This is a genomic window from Dickeya ananatis (assembly GCF_019464615.1).
GTDB classification, from domain to species: Bacteria; Pseudomonadota; Gammaproteobacteria; order Enterobacterales; family Enterobacteriaceae; genus Dickeya; species Dickeya oryzae.
On record NZ_CP040816.1, the window covers coordinates 1,100,880 to 1,127,017 of the forward strand.

General features: G+C 54.4%; 21 protein-coding genes. 20 read left to right on the top strand and 1 reads right to left on the bottom strand.

Translation table 11 applies throughout. From position 1 onward, the window contains the following. The 11 genes from nuoE to FGI04_RS04850 all read left to right on the top strand — a co-directional run bounded on the left by nuoE (position 1) and on the right by FGI04_RS04850 (position 14,651). Positions 1–531, top strand: a complete 531-nt coding sequence (gene nuoE / locus FGI04_RS04800; RefSeq protein WP_012885396.1) for an NADH-quinone oxidoreductase subunit NuoE — start codon at positions 1–3, stop codon at positions 529–531. Further along, the gene (nuoF, locus tag FGI04_RS04805; protein ID WP_012885395.1) at positions 528–1,877 is read left to right on the top strand and encodes an NADH-quinone oxidoreductase subunit NuoF; all 1,350 of its coding nucleotides are present in this window, start codon (positions 528–530) and stop codon (positions 1,875–1,877) included. The genes nuoE and nuoF overlap by 4 nt, the downstream gene beginning before the upstream one ends. A gap of 114 nt (positions 1,878–1,991) precedes the next feature. Next, complete coding sequence (nuoG, locus tag FGI04_RS04810; RefSeq protein ID WP_342700414.1) at positions 1,992–4,718, top strand: NADH-quinone oxidoreductase subunit NuoG; 2,727 nt, start codon at positions 1,992–1,994, stop codon at positions 4,716–4,718. Further along, positions 4,715–5,689 carry an NADH-quinone oxidoreductase subunit NuoH gene (gene nuoH, locus FGI04_RS04815; RefSeq protein ID WP_342700415.1) on the top strand — a complete coding sequence of 325 codons (975 nt, stop codon included), beginning with the start codon at positions 4,715–4,717 and terminating at the stop codon, positions 5,687–5,689. Before nuoG ends, nuoH begins: the two co-directional genes overlap by 4 nt. A gap of 16 nt (positions 5,690–5,705) precedes the next feature. Next, positions 5,706–6,248, top strand: a complete 543-nt coding sequence (gene nuoI / locus FGI04_RS04820; RefSeq protein ID WP_013318702.1) for an NADH-quinone oxidoreductase subunit NuoI — start codon at positions 5,706–5,708, stop codon at positions 6,246–6,248. 10 nt (positions 6,249–6,258) lie between these two features. Continuing rightward, entirely contained in the window at positions 6,259–6,810 is a 552-nt protein-coding gene (gene nuoJ, locus FGI04_RS04825) for an NADH-quinone oxidoreductase subunit J (protein WP_016941076.1), read from the top strand. Next, positions 6,807–7,109, top strand: coding sequence for an NADH-quinone oxidoreductase subunit NuoK (gene nuoK, locus FGI04_RS04830; protein WP_012885391.1), 303 nt, complete (start codon positions 6,807–6,809; stop codon positions 7,107–7,109). Before nuoJ ends, nuoK begins: the two co-directional genes overlap by 4 nt. Continuing rightward, positions 7,106–8,956 carry an NADH-quinone oxidoreductase subunit L gene (gene nuoL, locus FGI04_RS04835; protein ID WP_407336364.1) on the top strand — a complete coding sequence of 617 codons (1,851 nt, stop codon included), beginning with the start codon at positions 7,106–7,108 and terminating at the stop codon, positions 8,954–8,956. The genes nuoK and nuoL overlap by 4 nt, the downstream gene beginning before the upstream one ends. A 96-nt stretch (positions 8,957–9,052) precedes the next feature. Beyond that, positions 9,053–10,588: an NADH-quinone oxidoreductase subunit M gene (nuoM, locus tag FGI04_RS04840; RefSeq protein ID WP_038905006.1), complete on the top strand. Its 1,536-nt coding sequence runs from the start codon at positions 9,053–9,055 to the stop codon at positions 10,586–10,588. Positions 10,589–10,594: 6 nt separating this feature from the next. After that, a complete protein-coding gene (gene nuoN / locus FGI04_RS04845; RefSeq protein WP_342700416.1) occupies positions 10,595–12,052 on the top strand; it encodes an NADH-quinone oxidoreductase subunit NuoN in 1,458 nt (485 codons plus the stop codon). Positions 12,053–12,911: 859 nt separating this feature from the next. Next, positions 12,912–14,651: a multicopper oxidase family protein gene (locus FGI04_RS04850; RefSeq protein ID WP_407336365.1), complete on the top strand. Its 1,740-nt coding sequence runs from the start codon at positions 12,912–12,914 to the stop codon at positions 14,649–14,651. 394 nt (positions 14,652–15,045) lie between these two features. Here the strand turns inward: FGI04_RS04850 and FGI04_RS04855 are convergent, their stop codons facing one another. Continuing rightward, on the bottom strand, positions 15,046–15,927 hold the full coding sequence (locus FGI04_RS04855; protein WP_407336366.1) for a PhzF family protein: 882 nt from the start codon (positions 15,925–15,927) through the stop codon (positions 15,046–15,048). Between the two features lie 213 nt (positions 15,928–16,140). On the opposite strand from FGI04_RS04855, the gene FGI04_RS04860 reads away from it, so the two are divergent. The 9 genes from FGI04_RS04860 (at position 16,141) to hypB (ending at position 26,137) form a co-directional block, all read left to right on the top strand. Further along, positions 16,141–17,733: an ABC-F family ATPase gene (locus tag FGI04_RS04860; protein WP_038908535.1), complete on the top strand. Its 1,593-nt coding sequence runs from the start codon at positions 16,141–16,143 to the stop codon at positions 17,731–17,733. Between the two features lie 588 nt (positions 17,734–18,321). After that, complete coding sequence (gene hybO / locus FGI04_RS04865) at positions 18,322–19,449, top strand: hydrogenase 2 small subunit (RefSeq protein WP_071603293.1); 1,128 nt, start codon at positions 18,322–18,324, stop codon at positions 19,447–19,449. Between the two features lie 3 nt (positions 19,450–19,452). Further along, positions 19,453–20,472 (top strand): hydrogenase 2 operon protein HybA, encoded by a 1,020-nt coding sequence (gene hybA, locus FGI04_RS04870; protein ID WP_012885384.1) that lies wholly within the window; start codon positions 19,453–19,455, stop codon positions 20,470–20,472. Continuing rightward, a complete protein-coding gene (gene hybB, locus FGI04_RS04875) occupies positions 20,459–21,658 on the top strand; it encodes a Ni/Fe-hydrogenase cytochrome b subunit (RefSeq protein WP_407273729.1) in 1,200 nt (399 codons plus the stop codon). The genes hybA and hybB overlap by 14 nt, the downstream gene beginning before the upstream one ends. Continuing rightward, the gene (hybC, locus tag FGI04_RS04880) at positions 21,636–23,342 is read left to right on the top strand and encodes a hydrogenase 2 large subunit (protein WP_226102194.1); all 1,707 of its coding nucleotides are present in this window, start codon (positions 21,636–21,638) and stop codon (positions 23,340–23,342) included. The genes hybB and hybC overlap by 23 nt, the downstream gene beginning before the upstream one ends. Then, positions 23,342–23,842 (top strand): HyaD/HybD family hydrogenase maturation endopeptidase, encoded by a 501-nt coding sequence (locus FGI04_RS04885; RefSeq protein WP_342700420.1) that lies wholly within the window; start codon positions 23,342–23,344, stop codon positions 23,840–23,842. Before hybC ends, FGI04_RS04885 begins: the two co-directional genes overlap by 1 nt. Before the next feature lie 193 nt (positions 23,843–24,035). Beyond that, positions 24,036–24,524, top strand: a complete 489-nt coding sequence (gene hybE, locus FGI04_RS04890; protein ID WP_407337388.1) for a hydrogenase-2 assembly chaperone — start codon at positions 24,036–24,038, stop codon at positions 24,522–24,524. Next, positions 24,517–24,861 (top strand): hydrogenase maturation nickel metallochaperone HypA, encoded by a 345-nt coding sequence (gene hypA / locus FGI04_RS04895; RefSeq protein WP_016941061.1) that lies wholly within the window; start codon positions 24,517–24,519, stop codon positions 24,859–24,861. Before hybE ends, hypA begins: the two co-directional genes overlap by 8 nt. 70 nt (positions 24,862–24,931) lie before the next feature. After that, the gene (hypB, locus tag FGI04_RS04900; RefSeq protein WP_407336367.1) at positions 24,932–26,137 is read left to right on the top strand and encodes a hydrogenase nickel incorporation protein HypB; all 1,206 of its coding nucleotides are present in this window, start codon (positions 24,932–24,934) and stop codon (positions 26,135–26,137) included. Position 26,138 lies beyond the last annotated feature (1 nt).

Below are 26,138 nucleotides of genomic sequence, written 5' to 3' on the forward strand. Positions count from 1 at the left end.
ATGCACGACCATAACAACACTCAGGATTCTATCGATGCTCCGGCGCAGGCCGCCAGCGATGTTTTTGTGTTAAGTGACACAGAGCGTGATGCTATCGAGCATGAAAAACACCACTACGAAGATGCGCGCGCGGCGTCTATCGAAGCGCTGAAAATTGTACAGAAACAGCGTGGGTGGGTACCGGATGGCGCGATTAACGCCATTGCTGATGTGCTGGGTATCCCAGCCAGCGATGTGGAAGGCGTAGCGACGTTTTATAGCCAGATTTACCGTCAGCCGGTAGGCCGCCATGTTATCCGCTACTGCGACAGCGTCGTGTGCCACATCACGGGCTATCAAGGCATTCAGGCTGCGCTGGAGAAAAAGCTGAATATCAAGCCGGGCCAGACGACATTTGATGGTCGTTTCACATTATTGCCGACCTGCTGTCTGGGGAACTGCGACAAGGGGCCGACGATGATGATCGACGAAGACACCCATAGTCAGTTGAAGCCTGATGATCTCGATTCGTTACTGGAGCAGTATCAATGAGTAAAAACATTGTTCTGACGGCTGAACAGCATCCTTTGACCTGGCGCTTGCGTGCCGACAAGCAGCCGGTATGGTTGGACGAATACCGCAGTAAAAATGGTTATGCCGGTGCTAAAAAAGCACTGACCGGTATGGCACAGGATGAGGTTGTCACCCTGGTTAAAGATGCCGGGTTGCGTGGTCGCGGTGGTGCAGGTTTCTCTACAGGTCTTAAGTGGAGCCTGATGCCGAAAGATGAAAGCATGAATATCCGCTACCTGCTGTGCAACGCGGATGAGATGGAACCGGGTACCTACAAAGACCGCCTGCTGATGGAGCAAATGCCGCATCTGCTGGTGGAAGGCATGTTGATCGGTGCTTATGCGCTGAAAGCCTATCGCGGTTATATCTTCCTGCGCGGCGAATACGTTGAGGCGGCGGCCAATTTGCGTCGTGCTATCGCTGAGGCGACAGAAGCAGGGCTGCTTGGCAAAAATATCATGGGCACCGGCTTTGATTTTGAGCTGTTTGTCCACACCGGTGCGGGTCGTTACATTTGCGGCGAAGAAACAGCGCTTATTAACTCGCTGGAAGGTCGTCGTGCCAATCCTCGCTCTAAACCACCGTTCCCAGCTTCTGCTGGTGCGTGGGGTAAACCCACCTGCGTCAACAACGTAGAAACGCTGTGCAACGTACCTGCCATTATTGAGCATGGTGTTGAGTGGTATCAGGGGCTGTCAGCTGGCAAGAGTAAAGATGCCGGCACCAAACTGATGGGCTTCTCCGGCCGTGTGAAAAATCCAGGTCTGTGGGAACTGCCGTTTGGCACGACTGCCCGTGAAATCCTGGAAGACTATGCTGGTGGGATGCGCGATGGCCTGACCTTAAAAGCGTGGCAGCCTGGCGGAGCCGGTACCGATTTTCTGACCGATGCCCATCTCGACTTACCGATGGACTTCGAAAACATCGGTAAGGCGGGTAGCCGTCTGGGTACGGCGCTGGCGATGGCGGTTGATAATGAGATCAACATGGTATCGCTGACCCGCAATCTGGAAGAGTTTTTCGCCCGTGAGTCTTGCGGCTGGTGTACGCCTTGTCGTGACGGCTTGCCGTGGAGCGTGAAGATTTTGCGTGCGCTGGAGCGTGGTGAAGGGCAACCCGGCGATATTGAAACGCTGGAACAATTGTGCCGCTTCCTGGGGCCGGGTAACACCTTCTGCGCGCATGCGCCGGGTGCGGTCGAACCGTTGCAGAGCGCCATTAAATATTTCCGGGACGAATTCGAGGCAGGCATCGCCAGACAGGTTGTCAGTAACGCCAAACCGATTGGCGGTATTCAGCCCAACCTGCTGAAACAGCGCTGGTAATCACGTTGCCCGGTGTGTTGAGCATCATGCCGGGAGTCAACGTCGATTCATCCCGCAGACAGAATTTTTGATTAGTGCCCGCCTGAGGTGGGCTGTTATGGAAGCATGCTGACTATGGCAACGATTCATGTAGACGGCAAAGAATATGAAGTGGACGGAGCGGATAACCTGCTGCAGGCTTGTCTGTCTCTGGGACTTGATATTCCTTACTTTTGCTGGCATCCGGCGCTGGGGAGCGTCGGTGCTTGCCGCCTGTGTGCGGTCAAGCAGTATCAGAACGCGGAAGATACCCGTGGTCGTCTGGTAATGTCCTGTATGACGCCAGCGTCGGATGGCGCTTATATCGCTATTGACGATGACGAAGCAAAGCAGTTCCGCAAAACTATTGTGGAATTTCTGATGACCAACCACCCGCACGACTGTCCGGTCTGTGAAGAGGGGGGGAACTGTCATCTGCAGGATATGACCGTAATGACGGGCCATAACTTCCGTCGTTACCGTTTCACCAAGCGTACGCATCACAACCAGGATCTTGGCCCGTTCATCTCCCATGAGATGAACCGTTGTATCGCTTGTTACCGTTGCGTGCGGTATTACAAGGATTACGCCGACGGTAAAGATTTGGGTGTTTACGGTGCGCATGACAACGTCTATTTCGGTCGTCCGGAAGACGGCGTGTTGGAAAGTGAGTTTTCCGGCAACCTGGTGGAAGTGTGCCCGACAGGGGTATTCACCGACAAAACCCATTCTGAACGTTACAACCGTAAATGGGATATGCAGTTCGCGCCGAGCATTTGTCAGCAGTGCAGCGTGGGATGTAACACCAGTCCTGGCGAGCGCTATGGCGAATTGCGCCGTATCGAAAACCGCTATAATGGCAGCGTGAACCATTATTTCCTGTGCGACCGCGGTCGTTTCGGTTATGGCTACGTCAACCTGAAAGACCGTCCTCGTCAGCCGTTGCAACGTCGCGGCGATGACTGGATTGCCCTGAATGCCGAGCAGGCATTGCAAGGTGCCGCCGATGTGTTGCGTCAGGCTAAACGTGTCATCGGTATCGGGTCGCCGCGCGCCAGCGTAGAAAGCAACTTCGCGTTGCGTGAGCTGGTCGGTGCCGACAACTTCTACACTGGTGTATCGCAGGCTGAGCAAAACCGTCTGCAACTGATGCTGAAAGTGTTGAAAGAGAGTGGTGTCCGTACGCCTTCTCTGCGTGAAATCGAAAGCTATGACGCTGTGTTGGTGCTGGGTGAAGATTTGACCCAGACCGGGGCGCGTATTGCACTGGCTGTTCGTCAGGCGGTGAAAGGCAAAGCCCGTGAACTGGCGGCAGCCCAGAAAGTCGCTGACTGGCAGATAGCCGCCATCCTGAATATCGGTCAGCACGCCAAACACCCGTTGTTTGTTACTAACGTCGATAGCACCCGTCTGGATGATATCGCGGCGTGGAATTACCGTGCACCGGTAGCAGAACAGGCGCGTCTGGGCTTCGCGATTGCCCATGCACTCGACAATGCTGCCCCGGCCGTTAGCGATTTACCTGCTGATCTTACCCAGAAAGTGGACGTCATCGTTCAGGCACTGGCTGGCGCTCGCAAACCGTTGATTATCTCCGGCACCAATGCCGGTAGCGACGATGTAATTGCGGCGGCTGCCAACGTTGCCAAGGCGCTCAAAGCCCGCGGTTCCGACGTCGGCATTACGTTTGTCGCCGCCGCTGCCAACAGCATGGGTGTGGCGATGATCGGTGGTGGTTCGCTGGATGATGCACTGTCTCAGTTGGAAACCGGCGAAGCCGACAGTGTGGTGGTGTTGGAAAATGATCTGTATCGCCATGCGCCTGCGGCACGTGTCGATGCGGCGCTGGCAAAAGCAACCAATCTGATTGTGTTGGATCACCAGCGTACGGCGATCATGGATAAAGCCAGTCTGGTGCTGTCTTCCGCCAGCTTTGCAGAAAGCGACGGTACGCTCATCAGCCAGGAAGGTCGTGCACAGCGCTTCTTCCAGGTCTACGATCCGACCTACTACGACAGCAAGGTGGTTATGCTGGAAAGCTGGCGTTGGCTGCATTCCCTGTATATCACCTATAACAGCCGTCAGGTGGACTGGACACAACTGGACCATGTTATTGACGCCTGTGTCAGCGCGCTGCCGCAACTGGCGGCAATCAAGGACGCTGCACCGGATGCCTCGTTCCGCATTCAGGGCCAGAAACTGGCGCGTGAACCACATCGTTATAGTGGTCGTACCGCTATGCGCGCCAACATCAGCGTGCATGAGCCGCGTCAGCCACAGGATCGCGACACCATGTTCGCCTTCTCAATGGAAGGGAACAACAGTCCGTTGGCCGAGCGTCAGCAGGTGCCGTTTGCCTGGGCACCGGGTTGGAACTCACCGCAAGCGTGGAACAAATTCCAGGATGAAGTGGGCGGACATTTGCGTCACGGCGATCCGGGCGTGCGTCTTATCGAAGCCGGTGAGGGTTCGCTGCCATACTTCAGCCAGATCCCCGCGCCGTTTGCTCCTCAACAAGGACAGTGGCAGGTTGCGCCTTACTACAATCTGTTTGGTAGTGACGAGTTGTCACAGCGTTCTGGTGTGATTCAGCAGCGTATGCCACAGGCTTGTGCGGTCGTGAATCAGGCGGATGCCGCGTTGTTGGGGGTTAATGCCGGAGCGCTGCTGGACATCACCTGTGGTGGTCAGACGCTGCGCCTGCCGGTGCGGTTAAGTGCTGAACTGCGTCAGGGTCAGATTGGTTTGCCGCTGGGCTTCCCGGGCGTTGCTCCGGTGCTGGCGGGTGCGACCGTTGAAATGCTGCGGGAGGCTGCACAATGAGTTGGTTGACTCCGGATGTACTGGATATTCTGGCTACCGTCGGCAAAGCAGTTGTGATTCTGCTGGTCGTAGTCAGCTGCGGTGCGCTGATGAGTATGGGGGAGCGCCGTTTGCTGGCGCTGTTCCAGGGGCGTTACGGGCCTAACCGCGTAGGCTGGGGCGGTTCGCTGCAACTGGTGGCGGACATGCTCAAGATGTTCTTCAAAGAGGACTGGACGCCGCCGTTTGCCGACAAGGTGATTTTCACGCTGGCACCGGTCATTGCGTTTACGTCGCTGCTGCTATCGTTCGCTATCGTACCGGTTAGCCCAACCTGGCAGGTTGCCAACCTGAACATCGGGGTGTTGTTCTTCCTGATGATGGCAGGGCTGGCGGTTTACGCCGTGCTGTTTGCCGGATGGTCGAGTAACAACAAATACTCGCTGTTGGGTGCGGTGCGTGCTTCGGCGCAAACACTGAGCTATGAGGTGTTCCTCGGATTGTCGCTGATGGGCGTGGTCGCTCAGGCAGGTTCGTTCAACATGGCGGATATCGTTAACGCGCAGTCCACCGTGTGGAACGTCATCCCGCAGTTCTTTGGCTTTATCACCTTTGCGATTGCGGGTGTGGCGGTGTGTCACCGTCATCCGTTTGACCAACCGGAAGCGGAACAGGAACTGGCGGACGGCTACCATATCGAGTACGCCGGGATGAAATTCGGTCTGTTCTTCGTCGGTGAATACATCGGTATCGTGACGGTCTCTGCGCTTATCGTCACGTTGTTCTTCGGCGGCTGGCATGGTCCTTTCCTGCCTCCGTTCGTCTGGTTTGCGTTGAAAACGGCGTTTTTCATGATGATGTTCATCCTGATTCGTGCGTCGTTGCCACGTCCGCGTTATGACCAGGTGATGGCATTCGGCTGGCGCGTATGTTTGCCGCTGACGCTGCTGAACCTGCTGGTGACCGCTGCGGTCATTCTGTACAACGCTTGATAGGGGTGAATAAACCATGACACTGAAAGAACTTTTGATTGGTTTCGGCACCCAGGTACGCAGTATCTGCATGGTGGGTTCCAACGCGTTTAAAAAGCGTGAAACCAAAATGTATCCGGAAGAGCCGGTGAATCCACCGCCGCGCTTCCGTGGTCGTATTGTACTGACCCGTGATCCGGACGGACAGGAGCGTTGCGTCGCCTGTAACCTGTGCGCCGTAGCCTGTCCGGTAGGCTGTATCTCCCTGCAGAAGGCGGAAATGAAGGACGGCCGTTGGTATCCGGAGTTTTTCCGCATCAACTTCTCCCGCTGCATTTTCTGCGGCATGTGTGAAGAGGCCTGCCCGACGACGGCAATTCAGCTGACCCCTGATTTTGAAATGGGTGAGTTCAAGCGCCAGGATCTGGTGTACGAAAAAGACGATCTGCTGATCTCGGGGCCGGGTAAATATCCGGAATACAACTTCTACCGGATGGCCGGTATGGCTGTTGATGGGAAAGAGAAGGGCGAAGCCGAAAACGAAGCCAAACCCATTGACGTCAAAGGCCTGCTGCCCTAAGGAGCCAAGCATGGAATTCGCTTTTTATGCGACTGCGATTATTGCGGTACTGGCAACACTACGTGTCATTACCCATACCAATCCAGTACATGCATTACTTTATCTGATTGTTTCGTTACTGGCGGTGGCCGGTGTGTTCTTCTCGCTGGGTGCGTATTTCGCCGGGGCGCTGGAGATAATCGTCTACGCTGGTGCCATCATGGTGTTGTTCGTCTTCGTGGTCATGATGCTGAACCTCGGTAATTCGGTGGATGAACAGGAAAAACTGTGGCTGAAGCCTGCTGTGTGGATAGGGCCGGGGGCGCTTTCTCTGATTCTGCTGGCGGTGATCGTCAAAGGGATCGTCAGCATCACCGACCAGAATATCGCCGGTAATATGGTTGATGCAAAAGCGGTGGGTATCAGTTTGTTCGGCCCGTATGTACTGGCGGTTGAACTGGCGTCGATGCTGTTGCTGGCCGGTCTGGTGGTGGCTTTCCACATTGGCCGTGAAGATAAGCGCGGAGAGCTGATTGCCAAAGATCAGGATACCGATAAGAAAATAACGGAGGAACGCGCATGATTCCGCTACAACATGGTTTGCTGTTGGCGGCCATCCTCTTTGTGCTGGGGCTGACCGGGCTGGTGATTCGTCGCAATCTGCTGTTTATGCTGATTTGTCTGGAAATCATGATTAATGCTGCGGCGCTGGCTTTTGTGGTTGCAGGAAGTTACTGGGGGCAATCGGATGGTCAGGTGATGTATATCCTGGCTATTACGCTGGCCGCAGCGGAGGCCAGTATTGGTCTGGCGTTGCTGCTTCAGCTGTATCGTCGCCGTCAGACCCTGAATATTGATACTGTCAGTGAGATGCGCGGATGAACTTACTCTACTTAACTATTCTGTTTCCGCTGATCGGATTCCTGTTACTGGCTTTCTCTCGTGGACGCTGGTCGGAAAATGTTTCCGCAACTATCGGGGTGGGGTCGATTGGCCTGGCCGCGCTGGTTACCGGCGGCGTGGTGATGGATTTTCTCAGCCAGCAACAGCCTGGCGGGGTGACCTTCTTCAGTCAGCACCTGTGGAGCTGGATGACGGTAGGCAAGTTCGACATCGGCGTTACGCTGACGTTGGACGGTCTGTCGTTGACCATGCTGTCGGTGGTGACTGGCGTGGGCTTCTTCATCCATCTGTTTGCTTCCTGGTACATGCGCGGTGAAGAGGGGTATTCCCGCTTCTTTGCCTACACCAACCTGTTCATCGCCAGCATGGTTGTGCTGGTGCTGTCAGACAACCTGTTGCTGATGTACCTCGGCTGGGAAGGGGTGGGGCTGTGCAGTTACCTGCTGATTGGCTTCTACTACACTAACCCGAATAACGGCGCGGCGGCGATGAAAGCCTTCATTGTTACCCGTGTGGGCGACGTGTTCCTGGCGATTGCGTTGTTCATCCTGTATCGCGAATTGGGTACGTTGAACTTCCGTGATCTGATGGTGCTGGCACCGCAGCATTTTGCTGAAGGCTCACCGGCTATCACCTGGGCAACGCTGATGCTGTTGGGTGGCGCGGTAGGTAAATCGGCTCAGTTGCCGTTGCAAACCTGGCTGGCGGATGCGATGGCTGGTCCGACACCGGTTTCCGCGTTGATTCACGCGGCAACCATGGTGACCGCAGGTGTATATCTGATAGCTCGTACCCACGGCCTGTTCCTGCTGGCACCGGATATATTGCATCTGGTGGCCAATGTGGGTGCTATTACCTTGCTGCTGGCGGGTTTCGCCGCACTGGTACAGACCGACATCAAGCGTGTGTTGGCCTACTCCACTATGAGCCAGATTGGTTATATGTTCCTGGCTCTGGGTGTTCAGGCGTGGGACGCGGCCATCTTCCATCTGATGACGCATGCGTTCTTCAAAGCACTGCTGTTCCTGTCCTCCGGCTCGGTCATTCTGGCCTGCCATCATGAACAAAACATCTTCAAGATGGGTGGACTGCGTAAGACCATTCCGCTGGTATATGCCTGTTTCCTGGTGGGGGGCGCGGCGCTGTCGGCATTGCCGATGGTAACGGCCGGTTTCTTCAGTAAGGACGAAATCCTGGCTGGTGCCTGGGCCAACGGTCATATCAATCTGGTAGTTGCCGGTCTGGTGGGCGCGTTCATGACGTCGCTGTATACCTTCCGGATGATTTTTATCGTGTTCCATGGTGAAGCAAAAACCAAAGCCCACGCAGGTAAGGGAATCTCCCATCACTTGCCGCTGCTGGTGCTGCTGGTGCTGTCCACCTTCGTTGGCGCTCAGATTGCGCTGCCACTGCATGGCGTACTGCCAGCTACGACCGAACTTGAACATGGTCAGGTCATGACGCTGGAAATCGCCTCTGGTGTGGTAGCTATCGCCGGTATTTTACTGGCAGCCGCACTGTGGCTGGGCAAACGCCAGTTGGTGACCAGTGTCGCCAACAGTGCACCGGGTCGCTTCTTCTCAACATGGTGGTTCCATGCCTGGGGATTCGACTGGCTGTACGACAAGGTGTTCGTCAAACCGTATCTGGCCATTGCGACATTGCTGCAGCGTGACCCGCTGAATGCGTTGATGAATATTCCAGCCATTATTACCCGTTGGGGTAACCGTGCGCTGGTCGTCAGCGAGAACGGGCAGGTGCGCTGGTATGCCGCATCAATGGGCATCGGCGCTGTGGTGGTACTGGCGCTGCTGTTGCTGGTTTAAGCGATGCGGTAATGCAGAGGGGCGGGGCACATAACATTGCGTGGCCCCGCAGGCAGCAAGTTTTTCGTTTTCTTTAATTTAGGGACACAAAACGCCATGCTACTACCTTGGCTGATTCTTATCCCCTTTATCGGCGGCCTGCTGTGCTGGCAGCTCGAGCGTTTCGGCACGCGTGTGCCGCGCTGGATCGCGCTGATCTCAATGGGGTTAACACTGGCGCTGTCATTGCAGTTGTGGCTGCAAGGCGGCTTTTCGCTGGCGACACCGACGGGCATCCCGCAGTGGCAGTCGGAGTTCATCCTGAACTGGATACCGCGTTTTGGTATCTCTATTCACCTGGCGCTTGATGGTCTGTCATTGTTGATGGTCGTGCTGACCGGCCTGCTGGGTGTGCTGGCGATCCTCTGTTCCTGGCGTGAGATTCAACGCTATCAGGGCTTTTTCCACCTGAACTTGCTGTGGATCCTCGGCGGGGTGATTGGTGTCTTCCTGGCTATCGACATGTTCCTGTTCTTCTTCTTCTGGGAAATGATGTTGGTGCCGATGTACTTCCTGATCGCGCTGTGGGGGCACAAAGGGTCTGACGGTAAAACGCGTATCGCTGCTGCGACTAAATTCTTTATTTATACGCAGGCGAGTGGTCTGGTGATGTTGATAGCCATTCTGGCGTTGGTGTTCGTTCATCATAACGCCACTGGCGAATGGACCTTTGACTATTCCCGTCTGCTGAAGACCCCGATGTCTTACGGGCTGGAATACGCACTGATGCTGGGTTTCTTCATCGCTTTCGCGGTGAAAATGCCGGTAGTACCGTTGCATGGTTGGTTGCCCGATGCGCACAGCCAGGCACCGACCGCAGGTTCCGTTGACCTGGCAGGTATTCTGCTGAAAACGGCGGCTTACGGTTTATTGCGATTCAGCCTGCCGCTGTTCCCAAACGCTTCCCATGATTTTGCGCCTATCGCGATGTGGTTGGGGATTATCGGTATTTTCTACGGCGCCTGGATGGCCTTTAAACAAACCGATATCAAACGCCTTATTGCCTATACCTCGGTATCGCACATGGGCTTTGTGATGATTGCCATCTACTCCGGCAGTCAACTGGCTTATCAGGGTGCGGTGGTGCAGATGATTGCACACGGCCTGTCAGCGGCGGGTCTGTTCATTATCTGTGGTCAGATGTATGAACGTCTGCACACGCGCGATTTGCGTCAGATGGGCGGATTGTGGGGCCGTATTCGTTACTTGCCTGCACTGTCGCTGTTCTTTGCAGTGGCTACCCTCGGGATGCCGGGTACCGGTAACTTTGTTGGCGAATTCATGATCCTGTTCGGCAGCTACCCTGTCGTGCCGGTGATTACGGTGATTTCAACGTTTGGTCTGGTGTTTGCTTCTGTGTATTCGCTGGTGATGATGCAACGTGCATTCTACGGTGCCCCTAAATCGGATGAACCGCTGCAGGGTATGACCGCACGTGAACTGTCACTCATTCTGCTGCTGGTGGTACTGCTGGTGTTGTTGGGTGTTTATCCGCAGCCGATTCTGGACACGTCCAGTGCGGCGATGGCGAATATCCAGCACTGGTTTACGTCATCGGTTCAGAGTTCAACAATTTCAACGACAGGGCTGTAATTCGCCATGACAATAACTCCTCAACAACTGATCGCGATGTCGCCACTGTTAATCGTCGGATTGACAGTTGTGGTTGTGATGCTGTGCATTGCGTGGCGACGCAACCATTTTATCAACGCAACGCTGACGGTCATCGGCCTGAACATTGCGCTGTTGTCGCTGTATCTGGTCGGCCAGGTTGGGCCGACCGACGTGACTCCGCTTATCCGGGTCGATGGTTTCTCGATGTTCTATACCGGTCTGGTGCTGGCAGCGAGCCTGGCGACCAGTACCTTTGCGTACCCGTGGCTGGAAGGTTTCCCGGACAATAAAGACGAGTTCTACCTGATGGTGCTGATTGCGGCGCTGGGCGGTATTCTGCTGGCGAGCGCAAACCATCTGGCCGCGTTCTTCATCGGTATCGAGCTTATCTCCCTGCCGTTGTTCGGTATGGTGGGGTATGCCTTCCGCCAGAAGCGTTCGCTGGAAGCGGCTATCAAGTACATGCTGCTGTCTGCCGCTGCATCCTCATTCCTGCTGTTTGGTATGGCGCTGGTGTATGCCGATTCCGGCAGCCTGAGCTTCGCCAGCCTTGGCAAGAGCCTCGGTGATCACCAACTGCATGCACCGTTGCTGCTGGCTGGTCTGGGTATGATGCTAGTCGGTCTGGGCTTCAAGCTGTCGCTGGTACCGTTCCATCTGTGGACTCCCGATGTTTATCAGGGTGCTCCGGCACCGGTTTCCACCTTCCTGGCGACCGCCAGTAAAATCGCTATCTTTGGTGCGGTAATGCGTTTGTTCTTGTACGCACCGCTGGTTGATAGTGAGTCGGTACGCACTACGCTGGGTATCATTGCTTTTGCATCGATCCTGTTTGGTAACCTGATGGCGGTGGCGCAGAGCAACATCAAGCGTCTGCTGGGGTATTCTTCCATTGCGCACCTGGGTTATCTGCTGGTGGCGTTGATTGCTGTACAGACGCATCAGCTGGCACTGGAAACCATCGGTGTGTATCTGGCGGGTTACCTGTTCAGTAGTCTGGGCGCGTTTGGTGTGGTCAGCCTGATGTCCAGCCCGTACCGTGGTCCGGATGCGGATTCACTGTTCTCTTACCGTGGGTTGTTCTGGCATAAGCCGATTCTGTCTGCGGTGATGACGGTGATGATGCTGTCACTGGCCGGTATTCCGATGACGCTGGGCTTCTTCGGTAAGTTCTATGTTCTGGCGGTAGGCGTTAACGCTCACCTGTGGTGGCTGAGTGCCGCTGTTGTGGTAGGGAGTGCCATCGGTCTGTATTACTATCTGCGCGTACTGGTCAGTCTGTACCTGAGCGCACCGCAGACCCTGAACCGCGATACGCCAAGCAACTGGGCGTTGACCGCAGGCGGTGTTGTGGTGCTGATTTCATCGGTGCTGGTGTTGCTGCTGGGTCTTTACCCGCAGCCGCTGATTTCGCTGGTACAACTGGCGCAGCCACTGATGTAATCCTACTTTCTGTAATACTGAAAGCCGCGCACTGTCGCGGCTTTCTTATTATTACGCCTTGATTATCTTTACCTCACTGCATTGTTCCCCAATATTATTTTTAATCTTAATTTTTCTCCTTTTTAGACAGTTATCAGCTTCTATTGTCTGTAGAAAGATATCGATACAGAGTCTTTGGGTGGTTTAGGGTGATATCTGATTGTCTGGTGTTATCGTGTTATTTACTTTCCTTATTTCCTTACATGCATTTCCAGCCTGGAAATAATGACAACGCTTTTCTATTTATAGTCCTTATATGATGGGCTTGGGAGTGGGTTGGGGATTTTTCTATTAAATTCAATTAATAAAGAATTAAATCAGATATGAGGATGGTGAAATGACAAACTGTGAGAAAATTAGATACAGAATGATACCCCGGCTTTTTTTTATTTTCCTGCTGACATTGTTGGTATTTGATAGCCGAGCTGATGGTGTGTCGATAGAGAATGAAAGTACATTGAATGAAAATGAAGAGGCAGGCTTTTTATTCGAAAATCCGCCGCATTTGCAGCGATTGGTCCGGTCGTTATTACAAAATCACTTTAGCGGTGTTCAGGAGGGAAACCGAGAAAAATATTATGAGCTGGACGTCGGGTATGTGGATGGGAGAATTTATGACCCGTCACAAAACCGCTTTCAGAAAGTGCACTTGCGTGGATACACCGGCAGTACGGATAGACTACCGGTTAACGGCGCGCCGTTTGTTGCACCACAGATAGATGTTATGCCCGGTGATACGGTAAGGATTCTGCTTAAAAATAATTTGCCTGTGGATAGTAGCTGTCAGCCGCATCAAATGGGGAGAGGAAATACGTCATCAATGCTGATGCATTCCCATACTACCATGGCACAACCGGTTTCAGGCACTTCGCTATCATCATCGGCGTTGTCCAACCCACCCCACTGCTTTAATGGCACTAACCTGCACGCCCATGGTATATGGATCAGCCCGACAGGCAACAGTGACAATGTGCTGTTGTCAGTGAATCCGGGCAACAGCTTTGAATACCAGTACAACTTCTCGCAGGATATTCCAGCCGGTACTTTCTGGTATCACTCTCACCGACACGGCTCTACCGCGTTACAGGTTTCCAGCGGCATGGCGGGAGCGCTTATTGTGCATGGTGACCGCAAGCCTACCGCGTCGTCGAATGGCGATTTGGACACGCTTCTGATTGACCCCGACAGCCAGCAACCGTTCCCGGAGCATACGGTATTGTTTCAGCAGATTCAGTATGCCTGCTTAGGTCGGGACGGAAAGCTGAAGCGGGATAAGCAGGGTAACATCAACTGGGATTGCAGCCCCAACGAGACGGGGGTCATTGAGGATTACGATCAGTTCGGTCCTGGCACCTGGCAGGCCTCCGGCCGCTGGACCAGCATTAACGGCGTGGTACTGCCGACCTTTAAAGCCACCACCGGGCAGGTTGAGCATTGGCGGCTGATTCACGGCGGCGTAAGGGAAACCATTAATCTGGAATTCCGTAAAATAAAGACGGGCCTGAGCCTCAACGAATTGCATCGAAAGGCTTATCTGGGCAAGTTGCGCCGTCAGGATGTCGGGACGTTGATTAGCGAGCTCTGCTCTGGTGAAAAAGTCCCTTTCCAGGTGGTCGCCGCTGATGGATTAACCATGGCCCATTCGCTGACGGCGGATAAGGTGACGCTGCAGCCGGGGTACCGTTATGATCTGTTGACGATGTTTCCACAGTCTGGCGGTTATTGCATGATCCAGCCATCGCAATCCATGACAGGCAGCATTACCGGTAAGGCTCAGGGAAACAGTTTGCTGGGGTTCGTTTCCGTATCTGGCTCGGACAATATCGCGGTGCAGGATTTTGTGCCGACGTTACGTCGGAAACTGACCTATTCGGCGCAGAAGCTGATGCCGGAAGCGGTGAGGCAGGACATTATTGATGACCTCAATCGTAGTGATAACCAGATCTATCTCACCCGGTTTGCACCACATACTCGCAATGTGAGTGATGAAGAGATTGCCGGTCAACCAAAACAGAAAATCGTCTTTTTTGCTGGCGGTACGCAGCCGAATAAAGCCAATATCTTCGCTATCGGCCATGACTTTGGCGTTGAGAAAGTGAACGGTGTGTGGTTGCCGAAACAAATAAAGGCTTATGACCCCAACCGCATCGATATAAAGTTGCCTCTGTGGGCGTCGCAAGAATGGGAACTGCGATCGTACAGTGTCAGTCATCCATTTCATATTCATGTGAACCCGTTCCAGATTGTCGCGATTTACGACCCTCAGGGGCGTGATGTCAGCCTACCCGGCGTCACGGAAGCCGATGGCGATAGCCAGTTCGCCGGTTTGAAAGGGCAGTGGAAAGACACGATTTTCGTCAAAACCAATTTGTTGCCCGGCCAATTGACGGGTACGCCGCAAAACTACTACCGCATACTGATAAGAACCCGCTATCAGCGCTATATCGGCGAATTTGTACTGCACTGCCATATTCTGGATCACGAGGATAAAGGGATGATGGAAAATGTCGAGATTGTGTTGTCACAGGAGCAAAAAAACCAAACGTCGCCAGCAAAGTAGCTGGGAATTGGAACTGGGCTGAAGAGTGACAGGGAGATATTGCTGAAAGGGAGTGAAAAAAACTAAAGCCGCCTGATCGAAGTGGGCGGCTTTTAGTCTGCGGCGTTCATCTTAAAACGGGCTGATGATAGAGCCGATACGTTCGCAGTAGCTAACGTAGATGTCGCCAAGTTTTTTGAAGAAGCTGATGAATGCATTCATGTTGTATCTCCATTATTGTTGTTGGTGTTTTGTGTGATGTTCATCACGGTTTTGATAATAATGGATAAGAAACGGCATTTCAACTTTTTCGTGATAAAAGTCACATTATTTTTATGAGTGTCGTGCGTGGCCGTGAATAACGAGCCGCCAGTGGCAGGCTCGTCGTCAGGTGGGTGACACCAGAAAGCGGGTATCAGAGGGTGATGTGCCCGTCAATCAAGGTGGTGCTGTAACCGCCGATCCACGGTTGACCATCAATGTAAGAGACGGTAACCCGGCCATCGCGGTACAGCATGGTACCCTGACGCACCCGATAACCAAGCCGATGGTCTGCCTGTTCCGGTAACGGACTATGCTGAATCACCCGGGCAATACAGGCGTTGGCGCTACCGGTTACTGGGTCTTCCACTACGGCATCATTCAGCATAAAGAAGGCGCGTACTTCATAGTCGGTGGGCGTGCTATCGTCATGTGGTCCATAGATTGCCACGACATCGGTCTGGGCGAGTTGCTGCAAGCGTTGCAGATGAGCCGCGTCTGGACGGGCATTCAGGCAGGCTCGTGCACTTTCCATTCGTACCGTCAGCCAGCGTATCCCCATATGGACATTGACCGGGCAATGATCCGGATGGCGTAAATGGCTACCGATGGCGGCGTCAAGTAACGCGTTATGGTGAGGGTCGAGTTCGGTCATGGTGACCTCTGGCGCACGAAACGCCAGCTGGCCGTCATTGCCTATCGCAACAGGTACCAGACCAACGCCACACTGCTGGATAAGCTGATGAGGGACATGTGGCGTCAGGCCCGACTCCAATAGCGCGTGCGCGGTACCAAGCGTAGGGTGGCCCGCGAAAGGCAGCTCGTTTTGTGGGGTGAAAATTCGTACCCGATAATCAGCCACCGGGTTATCCGGTGCCAGCACAAACGTGGTTTCCGATAAGTTAGTCCAGCGGGCAATCGCTTGCATTTGTTCGTCGCTAAGCCCATCGGCGTCCAGAATGACGGCGAGCGGATTGCCTTTAGTGGGGTGCTGACTGAATACATCGACCTGTTTGAAACGGCGTGATGACGGCATCTGGTTTTTCCTTTTGCAAGCGGGCTCAGCGTTCATTATGTACGCCCGGTTACGCGCTGTCGTGCCTGTTTTCGATGAGTGCCCGGTCAGCCTGGCACAGATGACGACCTGCCACCCTCCATCTGATTAAAAAATGTGCTTTAATCGCCGGGATTCTGGGTCTCGCTTGTGGCATAATGCGCGCCAAATCACATTCCGAATCGAGTAAGTGCTGTGCTGGTAACCAATAATATTACGATGCAATTCGGCAGTAAGCCGTTGTTTGAAAACATTTCTGTCAAATTTGGCGGCGGTAATCGCTATGGTCTGATCGGCGCCAATGGGTGTGGCAAATCGACATTTATGAAGATCCTCGGCGGCGATCTGGCACCGAGTGCGGGTAACATCGCGATTGATCCGAATGAGCGGATCGGTAAATTGCGTCAGGATCAGTTCGCGTTTGAACAATATACCGTGCTGGATACGGTAATCATGGGTCACGTCGAGCTGTGGGAAGTGAAGGAAGAACGTGACCGCATCTATGCGCTGAGCGAAATGAGCGAGGAAGACGGTTACCGGGTGGCCGATCTGGAAGTCAAATACGGCGAAATGGATGGCTACAGTGCTGAGTCACGCGCTGGTGAACTGCTGTTGGGCGTGGGCATTCCGCTGGAGCAGCACTATGGGCCGATGAGCGAAGTCGCACCGGGCTGGAAGCTGCGTGTGTTGCTGGCACAGGCACTGTTTTCCAACCCGGATATTCTGTTGCTGGACGAACCGACTAACAACCTGGACATTGACACTATCCGCTGGCTGGAGCAGGTGCTGAACGAACGCGATAGCACCATGATCATCATTTCCCATGACCGTCACTTCCTGAATATGGTGTGTACCCACATGGCGGACCTGGATTATGGCGAACTGCGCATTTATCCGGGCAATTACGATGAGTACATGACCGCGGCAACGCAGGCGCGTGAACGTCTGCTTTCGGATAACGCTAAGAAGAAAGCGCAGATTGCCGAGTTGCAGTCGTTTGTCAGCCGCTTTAGCGCTAACGCGTCCAAGTCGCGTCAGGCAACCTCCCGTGCGCGCCAGATAGAAAAAATCCAGTTGGAAGAGGTGAAAGCCTCCAGCCGTCAAAACCCCTTTATTCGTTTCGAGCAGGATAAGAAACTGTTCCGTAACGCGCTGGAAATCGACAGCCTGACCAAGGGTTTTGATAATGGGCCGCTGTTCAGCCAGCTAAAAATGTTGGTGGAAGTCGGGGAAAAAGTAGCGATTCTGGGTACCAACGGGATCGGTAAATCTACCTTGCTGAAAACACTGGTGGGTGAACTGGAGCCGGAATCCGGCCTGGTGAAGTGGTCGGAAAACGCGCGTATTGGCTATTATGCGCAGGACCATGAGTACGAGTTTGACGATGAACTGACTGTATTTGACTGGATGAGTCAGTGGAAGCAAGAAAACGATGACGAGCAGGCGGTACGCAGCGTGCTGGGTCGTCTGTTGTTTTCTCAGGACGATATCCGTAAAAAAGTCAAAGTGCTGTCCGGAGGGGAAAAAGGGCGGATGCTGTTCGGCAAGCTGATGATGCAAAAACCGAACATTTTGGTGATGGACGAACCGACCAACCACCTGGATATGGAATCCATCGAGTCGCTTAATATGGCGCTGGAGCTCTATCAGGGAACGTTGCTGTTCGTGTCGCATGACCGTGAATTCGTTAGCTCACTGGCCACCCGCATTGTTGAGATCATGCCAGGCAAAGTGGTTGATTTCAGTGGCAACTACGAAGACTACCTACGCAGTCGCGGAATCGAATAACATTCAACGTATTGAAGAAAAGCAGCCATTACCGGCTGCTTTTTTTATTGCGCGAAATGTTAAAACGCCGCATCGTAGAATCACGATGGCAGTGAGATAATCAAAATCCTGAATAAAAAACCACCACAGCGCACACTTTTATCTTCGCGACTGGCAGCAATATTATCCTGCAATTACACTTTTAAAAGTAAAATAGCTAAAGTAACCGATTGAAGTGAAAGTGAGTGATAAAGATAAATCAATAATTAAAGAATAAAATCCAATAAAGGTGTGATTTAATTAAATCATTTAAAATCAATATCATGACAATTTTATTATAACTGATATAAGGCGTAGTTAAATCGATTAAGCAATTCTGGATCACAAAAAAATATGTGTTTGTCACGCATTGAGATATTTTCTCATTTAATCTCAGCTCGGTGCTTTTAAAAAAGGAATGTCGCGAAGAACTTCACAGAAGACGCATAAATAGAATGGTTATTCCCCGGCCGATTGATAGAGATCAAGTCGGTGACGTTATTCTCCTCATTATTCTATGCCGACACGGAAATGTGTTACTCCGACTTGGCTACAGGAGAATAATAAAGAATGAATGGGGAAAATATGATGCTTTCCCATCACGGTATCAATCGCCGTGATTTTATGAAGCTATGTGCAGCACTTGCCGCCACCATGGGGTTAAAAGAGGCCGCTGCCGCAGAGATGGCACAGTCACTGACGTCTCCCCAGCGTCCGCCGGTGATCTGGATTGGCGCTCAGGAATGTACCGGGTGTACCGAATCCCTGTTACGAGCCACCCACCCGACCATTGAAAATCTGCTACTAAATACTATTTCGCTGGAATACCACGAAGTCCTCTCTGCCGCGTTTGGCGAACAGGCTGAGGAGAACAAGCACCGGGCTATCGAACAGTACAAAGGTAAATATGTTCTGGTCGTAGACGGTTCCATCCCGCTGAAAGATGGCGGCATCTACTGCATGGTGGCCGGTAAGCCGATTGTCGAGCACATTCGCGCCGCCGCTGAGCATGCTGCTGCTATCGTCGCCATTGGGTCTTGTTCTGCCTGGGGCGGGGTACCTGCCAGCGGTTCCAACCCAACAGGTGCCGCCAGCTTGCAAGCGGTGCTGCCGGGTAAAACCGTTATCAACATTCCCGGTTGTCCACCCAACCCGCACAACTTCCTGGCGACCGTGGCGCACATCATCACCTATCAGCGTGCGCCAGCACTCGACAGCCAGAATCGTCCCACCTTTGCTTATGCCCGCCTGATTCACGAGAACTGCGAACGTCGTCCGCATTTCGACGCAGGCCGGTTTGCCAAAGAGTTTGGCGATGAAGGGCATCGGCAGGGATGGTGCCTCTATCATCTTGGTTGCAAGGGGCCGGAAACCTATGGCAACTGCCCGACGCTGGAGTTTTGTGACGTTGGCGGCGGCATTTGGCCGGTGGGGATCGGACATCCATGCTACGGCTGCAACGAGCAGGGCATCGGCTTTACCAAGGGGATTTTCCAACTGGCAAATGTGGAAAATCCGACGCCACGTGTTGAAAAACCGTCGGTGACCAGCCCGGAAGGCGGCAACAGCTCCGCTACCGCCACGGGGCTTATCGGCGGCGTGCTGGGGGCGGTAGCCGGTGTGAGCCTGATGGCAGTACGCGAATTGGGTCGGCAGCAAAAACAGCAGGACGCCGGCAACGCATCCCGGGAGGGTTAAGCCGTGAACAGACGCAATTTTTTCAAGCTGGCGTCCGCGGGAGCACTGCTGGCGGGGACGCCACTTGCCAGTCAGGCGCAGGCCACCAATCGACCGCCAATCCCTGGCGCGCTTGGCATGCTGTACGACTCGACGCTGTGCGTGGGCTGTCAGGCATGTGTAAGCAAGTGCCAGCAGGTCAACAAGCTGGAATATAAACCAGATAGCACGGTCTATTCCGGTGGCGCGGCGACCTGGTCCAACAATGACAAGCTCAGCCCTTACACCAACAACATCATCCAGGTGTGGCGTAGCGGCGACGGCAAGAACAAAGATCAGGAAAAAGACGGTTACGCCTACATCAAGAAGCAGTGCATGCACTGCGTCGATCCCAACTGTGTGTCGGTGTGTCCGGTATCGGCGTTGAAGAAAGACCCGAAAACCGGCGTGGTGCATTACGACGCCAGCATCTGTACCGGGTGTCGTTATTGCATGGTGGCGTGCCCGTTCGATGTGCCGAAGTACGACTATGAAAACCCGCTGGGCAAAATCCACAAATGCGAGCTGTGTAACCAGCCTGAGCTGGCCAGACTCGACAAAGGCGGCATGCCGGGGTGTGTGGAAGTCTGCCCGACTGGTGCGGTGATTTACGGCACCCGTGAGCAACTGCTGGAGGAAGCAAAACGTCGACTGGCGCTGAAACCGGGTGATGAATACGCTTATCCACGCCAGACGTTGGACAGGAAAGACACCTACCAGCACACCGTGCCACGCTACGAACGCTATGTCTATGGCGAGAAGGAAGCGGGCGGGACGCAAGTGCTGGTGTTGTCTGGGGTGCCGTACTCGAATCTGGAAATGCCCGCTTTGGATTCGCTGTCTACCGGTGCACGCTCGGAGCACATCCAGCACACGTTGTATAAAGGTATGGTGTTACCGCTGGCGGTACTGGCTGGGTTATCCGTACTGGTGCATCGCAATACTCGTGCTGAGCGCGAGGAGACGCACGACGACTCACAGGAGAAACCTCATGACGGCGCATAAAGCAAGTCCGTTGGGCGGTCGGCTGGTGAGCTGGCCGGTGATGCTGCTGGCTCCGCTGGTGGCGATTTGCGCGATCCTCATCGTGAAACGTCTGTTTCTGGGGATAGGCTCCGTTGCCGATCTTAACGGCGGCTACCCGTGGGGGATTTGGATCGCGTTTGACCTGTTGGTCGGTACCGGTTTTGCCTGCGGCGGTTGGGCGTTGGCCTGGGCGGTGTATGTATTCAACCGTGGCGAATACCACCCGTTAGTACGTCCGGCGCTACTCGCCAGCCTGTTTGGCTATTCGCTGGGTGGATTGTCCATCACCATCGACGTCGGCCGTTACTGGAACCTGCCGTACTTTTATATCCCCGGTTATTTCAATACCAACTCGGTACTGTTTGAAACCGCCGTGTGTATGACTATCTACATCGGGGTGATGGCGCTGGAGTTTGCACCAGTCGTGCTGGAACGATTCGGCTGGAAGGTGTCGCTGAAACGGCTCAACAAGGTGATGTTTTTCATCATTGCGTTGGGGGCGTTACTGCCGACGATGCACCAGTCATCGATGGGATCGCTGATGATTTCCGCCGGTTATAAAGTGCATCCGCTGTGGCAAAGCTATGAACTGTTGCCGTTGCTGTCGCTGCTGACCGCGTTCATCATGGGCTTTTCGATCGTGATTTTCGAAGGCTCGCTGGTACAGGCTGGGCTGAAAGGGCGTGGTCCGGACGAACAGGCGTTGTTCCGCAAACTGACAGGGCTTGCCCATGTGCTGGTGCTGCTGTTTGTGGTGCTGCGTTTCGGTGAAATCATCTGGCACCAGAAAACCGCTCTGTTGTTCGCCGGTGACCGGTTTGCCGCCATGTTCTGGTGTGAAGCCGCGTTGATGGTCTTGCCGCTAGTACTGCTGCGCTTGAAACGCTGCCGTCAGGATGCCCGCTGGCTGTTCGTCAGCGCGCTCTGCATGCTGTTTGGCGCTGCCCTGTGGCGACTGAGCTATTCGCTGCTGGCGTTCAACCCAGGCAACGGCTACCACTACTTTCCTAAAGCGCAGGAGATCCTGATTTCCATTGGCTTCGTCGCCATTGAGGTCTGCGCCTACATCTTGTTAATCCGCCTGCTGCCGGTACTGCCCGCGCTGAAAGGCGAACATACGCATCATCAGGCTGAGGTAAAGCATGAGCCAACGCATCACCATTGATCCCATTACCCGTATCGAAGGGCATCTGCGCATTGATTGCGAAATTGAAAACGGCAAAGTCACCAAAGCCTGGTCATCCGGCACTATGTGGCGTGGCATGGAAGAGATTGTCAAAGGGCGTGACCCGCGTGATGCCTGGATGATCGTGCAGCGTATCTGCGGCGTGTGCACCACCGTGCATGCTATCGCCTCCGTGCGTGCGGTAGAGAATGGGCTTGGCCTGAATGTGCCGGTCAACGCCCAGTACATCCGCAACCTGATTCTGGCCGCGCACAGTATCCATGACCATATTGTGCATTTCTACCAGTTGTCGGCGCTTGACTGGGTGGATGTGACCTCCGCGTTGAAAGCCGATCCGCAGAAAGCGGCGACGCTGCTCAACGGGTTATCCACGTGGCCGCTAAATACCGCTGCCGAGTTCACCAAAGTGCAGCAGAAGCTCAAAGATCTGGTTGCTAGCGGTCAGTTGGGTATTTTCGCCAACGGCTACTGGGGCCACCCGGCGATGTCATTGCCGCCGGAAGTGAACCTGATTGCCGTCGCTCACTATCTGCAGGCGCTGGAATGTCAGCGTGATGCTAACCGCATCGTGGCGATCCTGGGCGGTAAATCGCCACATATTCAAAACCTGGCGGTTGGTGGAGTGGCTAACCCAATCAATCTGGATGCCCCGAGCGTACTCAATCTGGAACGGTTGATGTATGTGAAGAGCTTTATCGACCGGCTGGGTGATTTTATCGAGCAGGTCTACAAAGTGGACTGCGCGGTGATTGCTGCCCATTACCCACAATGGTTGTCGCTGGGACGCGGTGCCGATCATTACCTGAGCGTGCCGGAACTGCCGACCGACAACAAGAACGGTAGCTTCCTGCTGGCGGGTGGATATATCGAAAACAGCGATCTGTCGACGTACCGACCGATCACCAGCCACAGCGATAAGTTCCTGATAGACGGTATCCGTGAGAGCGGTAAACACGCCTGGTATCAGGACGATCAGCCGCTGGCACCGTGGGAAGGGCTGACACGACCGAAGTACACCGGCTGGCATGAAGACGGCAAATACTCATGGGTGAAATCGCCGACTTTCTACGGCAAAACCGTGGAAGTGGGGCCGCTGGCCTGGTTGCTGTGCGGCCTGGCTGCGAAGCATAAAGACACGTTGACCCATTTCTCTCAGGTTAAAGCCGCTTATCAGACGCTCAGTGGACACCAACTGGAAGAGAAACATCTGCACTCCACATTGGGTCGGGTGATTGGCCGCACGGTGCACTGCTGCGTACTGAAAGATACGCTGGCGCAGCAATGGCAGGCGCTGGTGGACAACATCGGTAAAGGCGATCATCAGACCTTCATCAAACCGGACTTTTCACCCGATACCGAGTTTCACGGTGTGGGCTTCGGGGAAATGCCGCGCGGCATGCTGTCGCACTGGGTGGTGTTTAAAAACGGCAAAATCACTAACTATCAGGCGGTAGTGCCGTCAACCTGGACATCCTGTCCACGTAACAGTGAAGACAAGCCCGGCCCGTACGAGCAGTCGCTGGTTGGTACACCAGTGGCGGACCCGCATAAGCCGTTGGAAGTGGTACGTACCATCCACTCCTTCGACCCTTGTATGTCTTGTGCGGTGCACGTAGTGGATACCGTGAATGGCAATGAAGTGACGCGGGTGAAGGTGCTGTGATGAATATACTGGTGTTGGGGATCGGCAATATTTTGCTGAGTGATGAAGGGGTTGGGGTGCGTCTGGTGGAACAACTGGAGCAGTGCTTTGACTGCACACCCGCCATTGATGTGGTGGACGGTGGCACCTGCGGCATGGAGCTGATGGAATACATGGCCGGGCGTGATCACCTGATCGTTGCCGATGCGGTACTGACCGGTAAGGCACCGGGCAGTGTGACGGTGCTGCGTGACCGTGAAGTCCCGGCGTTGTTTACCCGCAAGATCTCCCCGCACCAGTTAGGTCTGGCTGATGTGCTGATGGCGTTGCAATTGACCGGCGAATTTCCCCGCCAACTGACACTGGTTGGCGTGGAGCCGGAAGCGCTCGATTCCGGTATCGGCTTGTCCGATACCGTGACCCAGGCGCTGGAGCCTGCCTTACAGCACATTATCGTCGCGCTGCGTCAAAGTGGTGTGACGGTGACGGAGAAAACCGCGCAGGAGGTGTATGGTGACTGACTGTTTTTCTGCTGCGCCACACGATTTACCGGCTACGCCACACGATTTACCGGCTACGCCACACGATTTACCGGCTACGCCACACAATTTACCGGCTACGCCACACAATTTACCGGCTACGCCACACAATTTACCGGCTACGCCACACAATGGTGACAACAATCCGTCGGTAATACCTGACGAGCGCAAAGAATTGGCGTGGATTGCGGGGCATGATCAGAGTCCGGTGGCCTGGCTGGAAGCCGAGTTCAACCGTATTGCGCAAGAACGCATGCGGTCGTTGCCGTTTTATCGTGACGGTATTCCGGTGCGGGCCTGTGGATTTACCCTGTTTGAACAGCAGTGGTTCGGTTGCCTGTTGACGCCGTGGATGTTGAGTCTGCTGGTGCTGCCGGGGCCGGGGCAACAATGGCCCCGACGTGATCTGTCCACCCGACTGGCGTTAGCGCTGCCGTGCGGCAGTATGAAGTTTGTGGTCAGTGAAAGTGATGACGGGCAGCAGTATCTGTCCTGTTCACTGATGTCGCCGCTGGACTCGGCACTCGGTGCGGAACAGGCGTTGCAGTTGGCACAACAAAGCGCACGTATGGCGTTGTCATTGCCGGTGCAGGATGCCGATGCACCAGAGAACCTGAGTCGCCGCGCGCTGTTCAGCCGTTATCGGAGTCAGCGGCATGCATGAAGTGTCCTTGTGCTACAACGCACTGGAGTTGATTGAGCAGCAGGCGCGTCAACATGGCGCCCGCCGGGTTACCGGCGTCTGGTTGGAAATCGGCGCGCTGTCTTGCATTGAAGAAAGTGCGTTGCAGTTCTGCTTTGAGTCGGTCTGCCGTGAAACCCTGGCAGAAGGCTGCCAGTTGCATGTGTCGGTGCGTCCGGCACAGGCCTGGTGCTGGGAGTGTAGCCAGCCAGTGGAAGTGACCCACCACGACAGCGGCTGTCCGCATTGCGGCAGTCATAGTCTGCGAGTTGAAAGCGGAGGCGATAGCCTGCAACTCAAGCAACTGGCGGTTGAATAAAACACGCTACGTTTTCAACGCGACCTGTCATCAGTAGAAAGCGGTCTGGTTGACCGGAGGAGTCGTATCAATGTGTACCACATGCGGTTGTGGCGAAGGAGAACGCCGGATAGAGGGCGATGAACCTGCGCATTCACACCACCATCCCCATACGCACGATCACCACCACGAACATAGCCACAGTCATGATCATGCGCATTCGCATCCTCACCATCATGACCACGATCACGGGCATGACCATCACCATGATGACGTAGCGCCCAGTGTGATTATTCATCATCACCATTACTATTATCACCACGGCGACGTACACCATCATTATCATGGCGCATCGCGTCCGCTGGCCGTGCGTCACGCGCATGAGCATCATGCCCATACGCACGATTCGCATGACCACCATGATCACGACCACCATGATCACCACCATGAGCATGCTCATCACAGCCATGCTCATCATGGTCATGACCATCACGCGCATTCGCACGAACACCGTCAGCAGGAAGAGCGGTTCCAGCCGGTGGAGCAGGAAAACCATCTGCACTATGGGCAGGGCGCGGCAGGCACCCATGCGCCGGGTGTCGGTCAGCAACGACTGCTACAGATAGAAATGGATGTGCTGAGTAAAAATAACCAACTGGCGGCGCATAACCGCGAGCATTTCGACGCCGACCAGATTCTGGCGTTGAATCTGGTGTCCAGCCCCGGTTCCGGGAAAACCACGCTGCTGACCAATACCTTGCACTTGCTGCGTGAGCGCGTGCCGTGCGCGGTGATCGAAGGCGACCAGCAAACCACCAACGACGCCGAACGTATTCGGGCCACCGGTGTACCCGCGATTCAGGTTAATACCGGCAAAGGCTGTCATCTGGATGCGCAGATGGTGCATGACGCCATGCACCGACTGCAACTGCCAAATCAGAGCCTGCTGTTTATCGAAAACGTTGGCAACCTGGTGTGTCCGGCCGGTTTCGATTTGGGGGAACGGCACAAAATCGCGGTGTTGTCGGTCACCGAAGGTGAAGACAAACCGCTTAAGTATCCGCACATGTTTGCCGCTGCATCGCTGATGGTCATCAACAAGATCGATCTGTTGCCGTATCTGGATTTCGATCTCGACGCCTGTGTTGCTAACGCGCGTCGCGTTAATCCGCAGATCGAGGTGATTGCGTTGTCTGCGCGTACTGGTGAAGGGATGGAAGCCTGGTTGGCCTGGCTGGAAGCCCAGCTTTTGGGAGCGCAAACGCCGTCACAACCGTCACTGCTGTCAGGAGTCTAAC

What these genes read in the sequence shown, in the direction of transcription:
- FGI04_RS04850 (WP_407336365.1), top strand. Translation starts at nt 12,912, where the DNA reads ATGCTGATGCATTCCCATACTACCATGGCACAACCGGTTTCAGGCACT.
- nuoH (WP_342700415.1), top strand. Translation starts at nt 4,715, where the DNA reads ATGAGTTGGTTGACTCCGGATGTACTGGATATTCTGGCTACCGTCGGC.
- nuoK (WP_012885391.1), top strand. Translation starts at nt 6,807, where the DNA reads ATGATTCCGCTACAACATGGTTTGCTGTTGGCGGCCATCCTCTTTGTG.
- nuoM (WP_038905006.1), top strand. Translation starts at nt 9,053, where the DNA reads ATGCTACTACCTTGGCTGATTCTTATCCCCTTTATCGGCGGCCTGCTG.
- hybC (WP_226102194.1), top strand. Translation starts at nt 21,636, where the DNA reads ATGAGCCAACGCATCACCATTGATCCCATTACCCGTATCGAAGGGCAT.
- hypB (WP_407336367.1), top strand. Translation starts at nt 24,932, where the DNA reads ATGTGTACCACATGCGGTTGTGGCGAAGGAGAACGCCGGATAGAGGGC.
- nuoE (WP_012885396.1), top strand. Translation starts at nt 1, where the DNA reads ATGCACGACCATAACAACACTCAGGATTCTATCGATGCTCCGGCGCAG.
- nuoN (WP_342700416.1), top strand. Translation starts at nt 10,595, where the DNA reads ATGACAATAACTCCTCAACAACTGATCGCGATGTCGCCACTGTTAATC.
- hypA (WP_016941061.1), top strand. Translation starts at nt 24,517, where the DNA reads ATGCATGAAGTGTCCTTGTGCTACAACGCACTGGAGTTGATTGAGCAG.
- nuoL (WP_407336364.1), top strand. Translation starts at nt 7,106, where the DNA reads ATGAACTTACTCTACTTAACTATTCTGTTTCCGCTGATCGGATTCCTG.
- nuoI (WP_013318702.1), top strand. Translation starts at nt 5,706, where the DNA reads ATGACACTGAAAGAACTTTTGATTGGTTTCGGCACCCAGGTACGCAGT.
- FGI04_RS04855 (WP_407336366.1), bottom strand. Translation starts at nt 15,927, where the DNA reads ATGCCGTCATCACGCCGTTTCAAACAGGTCGATGTATTCAGTCAGCAC.
- nuoG (WP_342700414.1), top strand. Translation starts at nt 1,992, where the DNA reads ATGGCAACGATTCATGTAGACGGCAAAGAATATGAAGTGGACGGAGCG.
- hybB (WP_407273729.1), top strand. Translation starts at nt 20,459, where the DNA reads ATGACGGCGCATAAAGCAAGTCCGTTGGGCGGTCGGCTGGTGAGCTGG.
- nuoF (WP_012885395.1), top strand. Translation starts at nt 528, where the DNA reads ATGAGTAAAAACATTGTTCTGACGGCTGAACAGCATCCTTTGACCTGG.
- hybO (WP_071603293.1), top strand. Translation starts at nt 18,322, where the DNA reads ATGAATGGGGAAAATATGATGCTTTCCCATCACGGTATCAATCGCCGT.
- FGI04_RS04885 (WP_342700420.1), top strand. Translation starts at nt 23,342, where the DNA reads ATGAATATACTGGTGTTGGGGATCGGCAATATTTTGCTGAGTGATGAA.
- nuoJ (WP_016941076.1), top strand. Translation starts at nt 6,259, where the DNA reads ATGGAATTCGCTTTTTATGCGACTGCGATTATTGCGGTACTGGCAACA.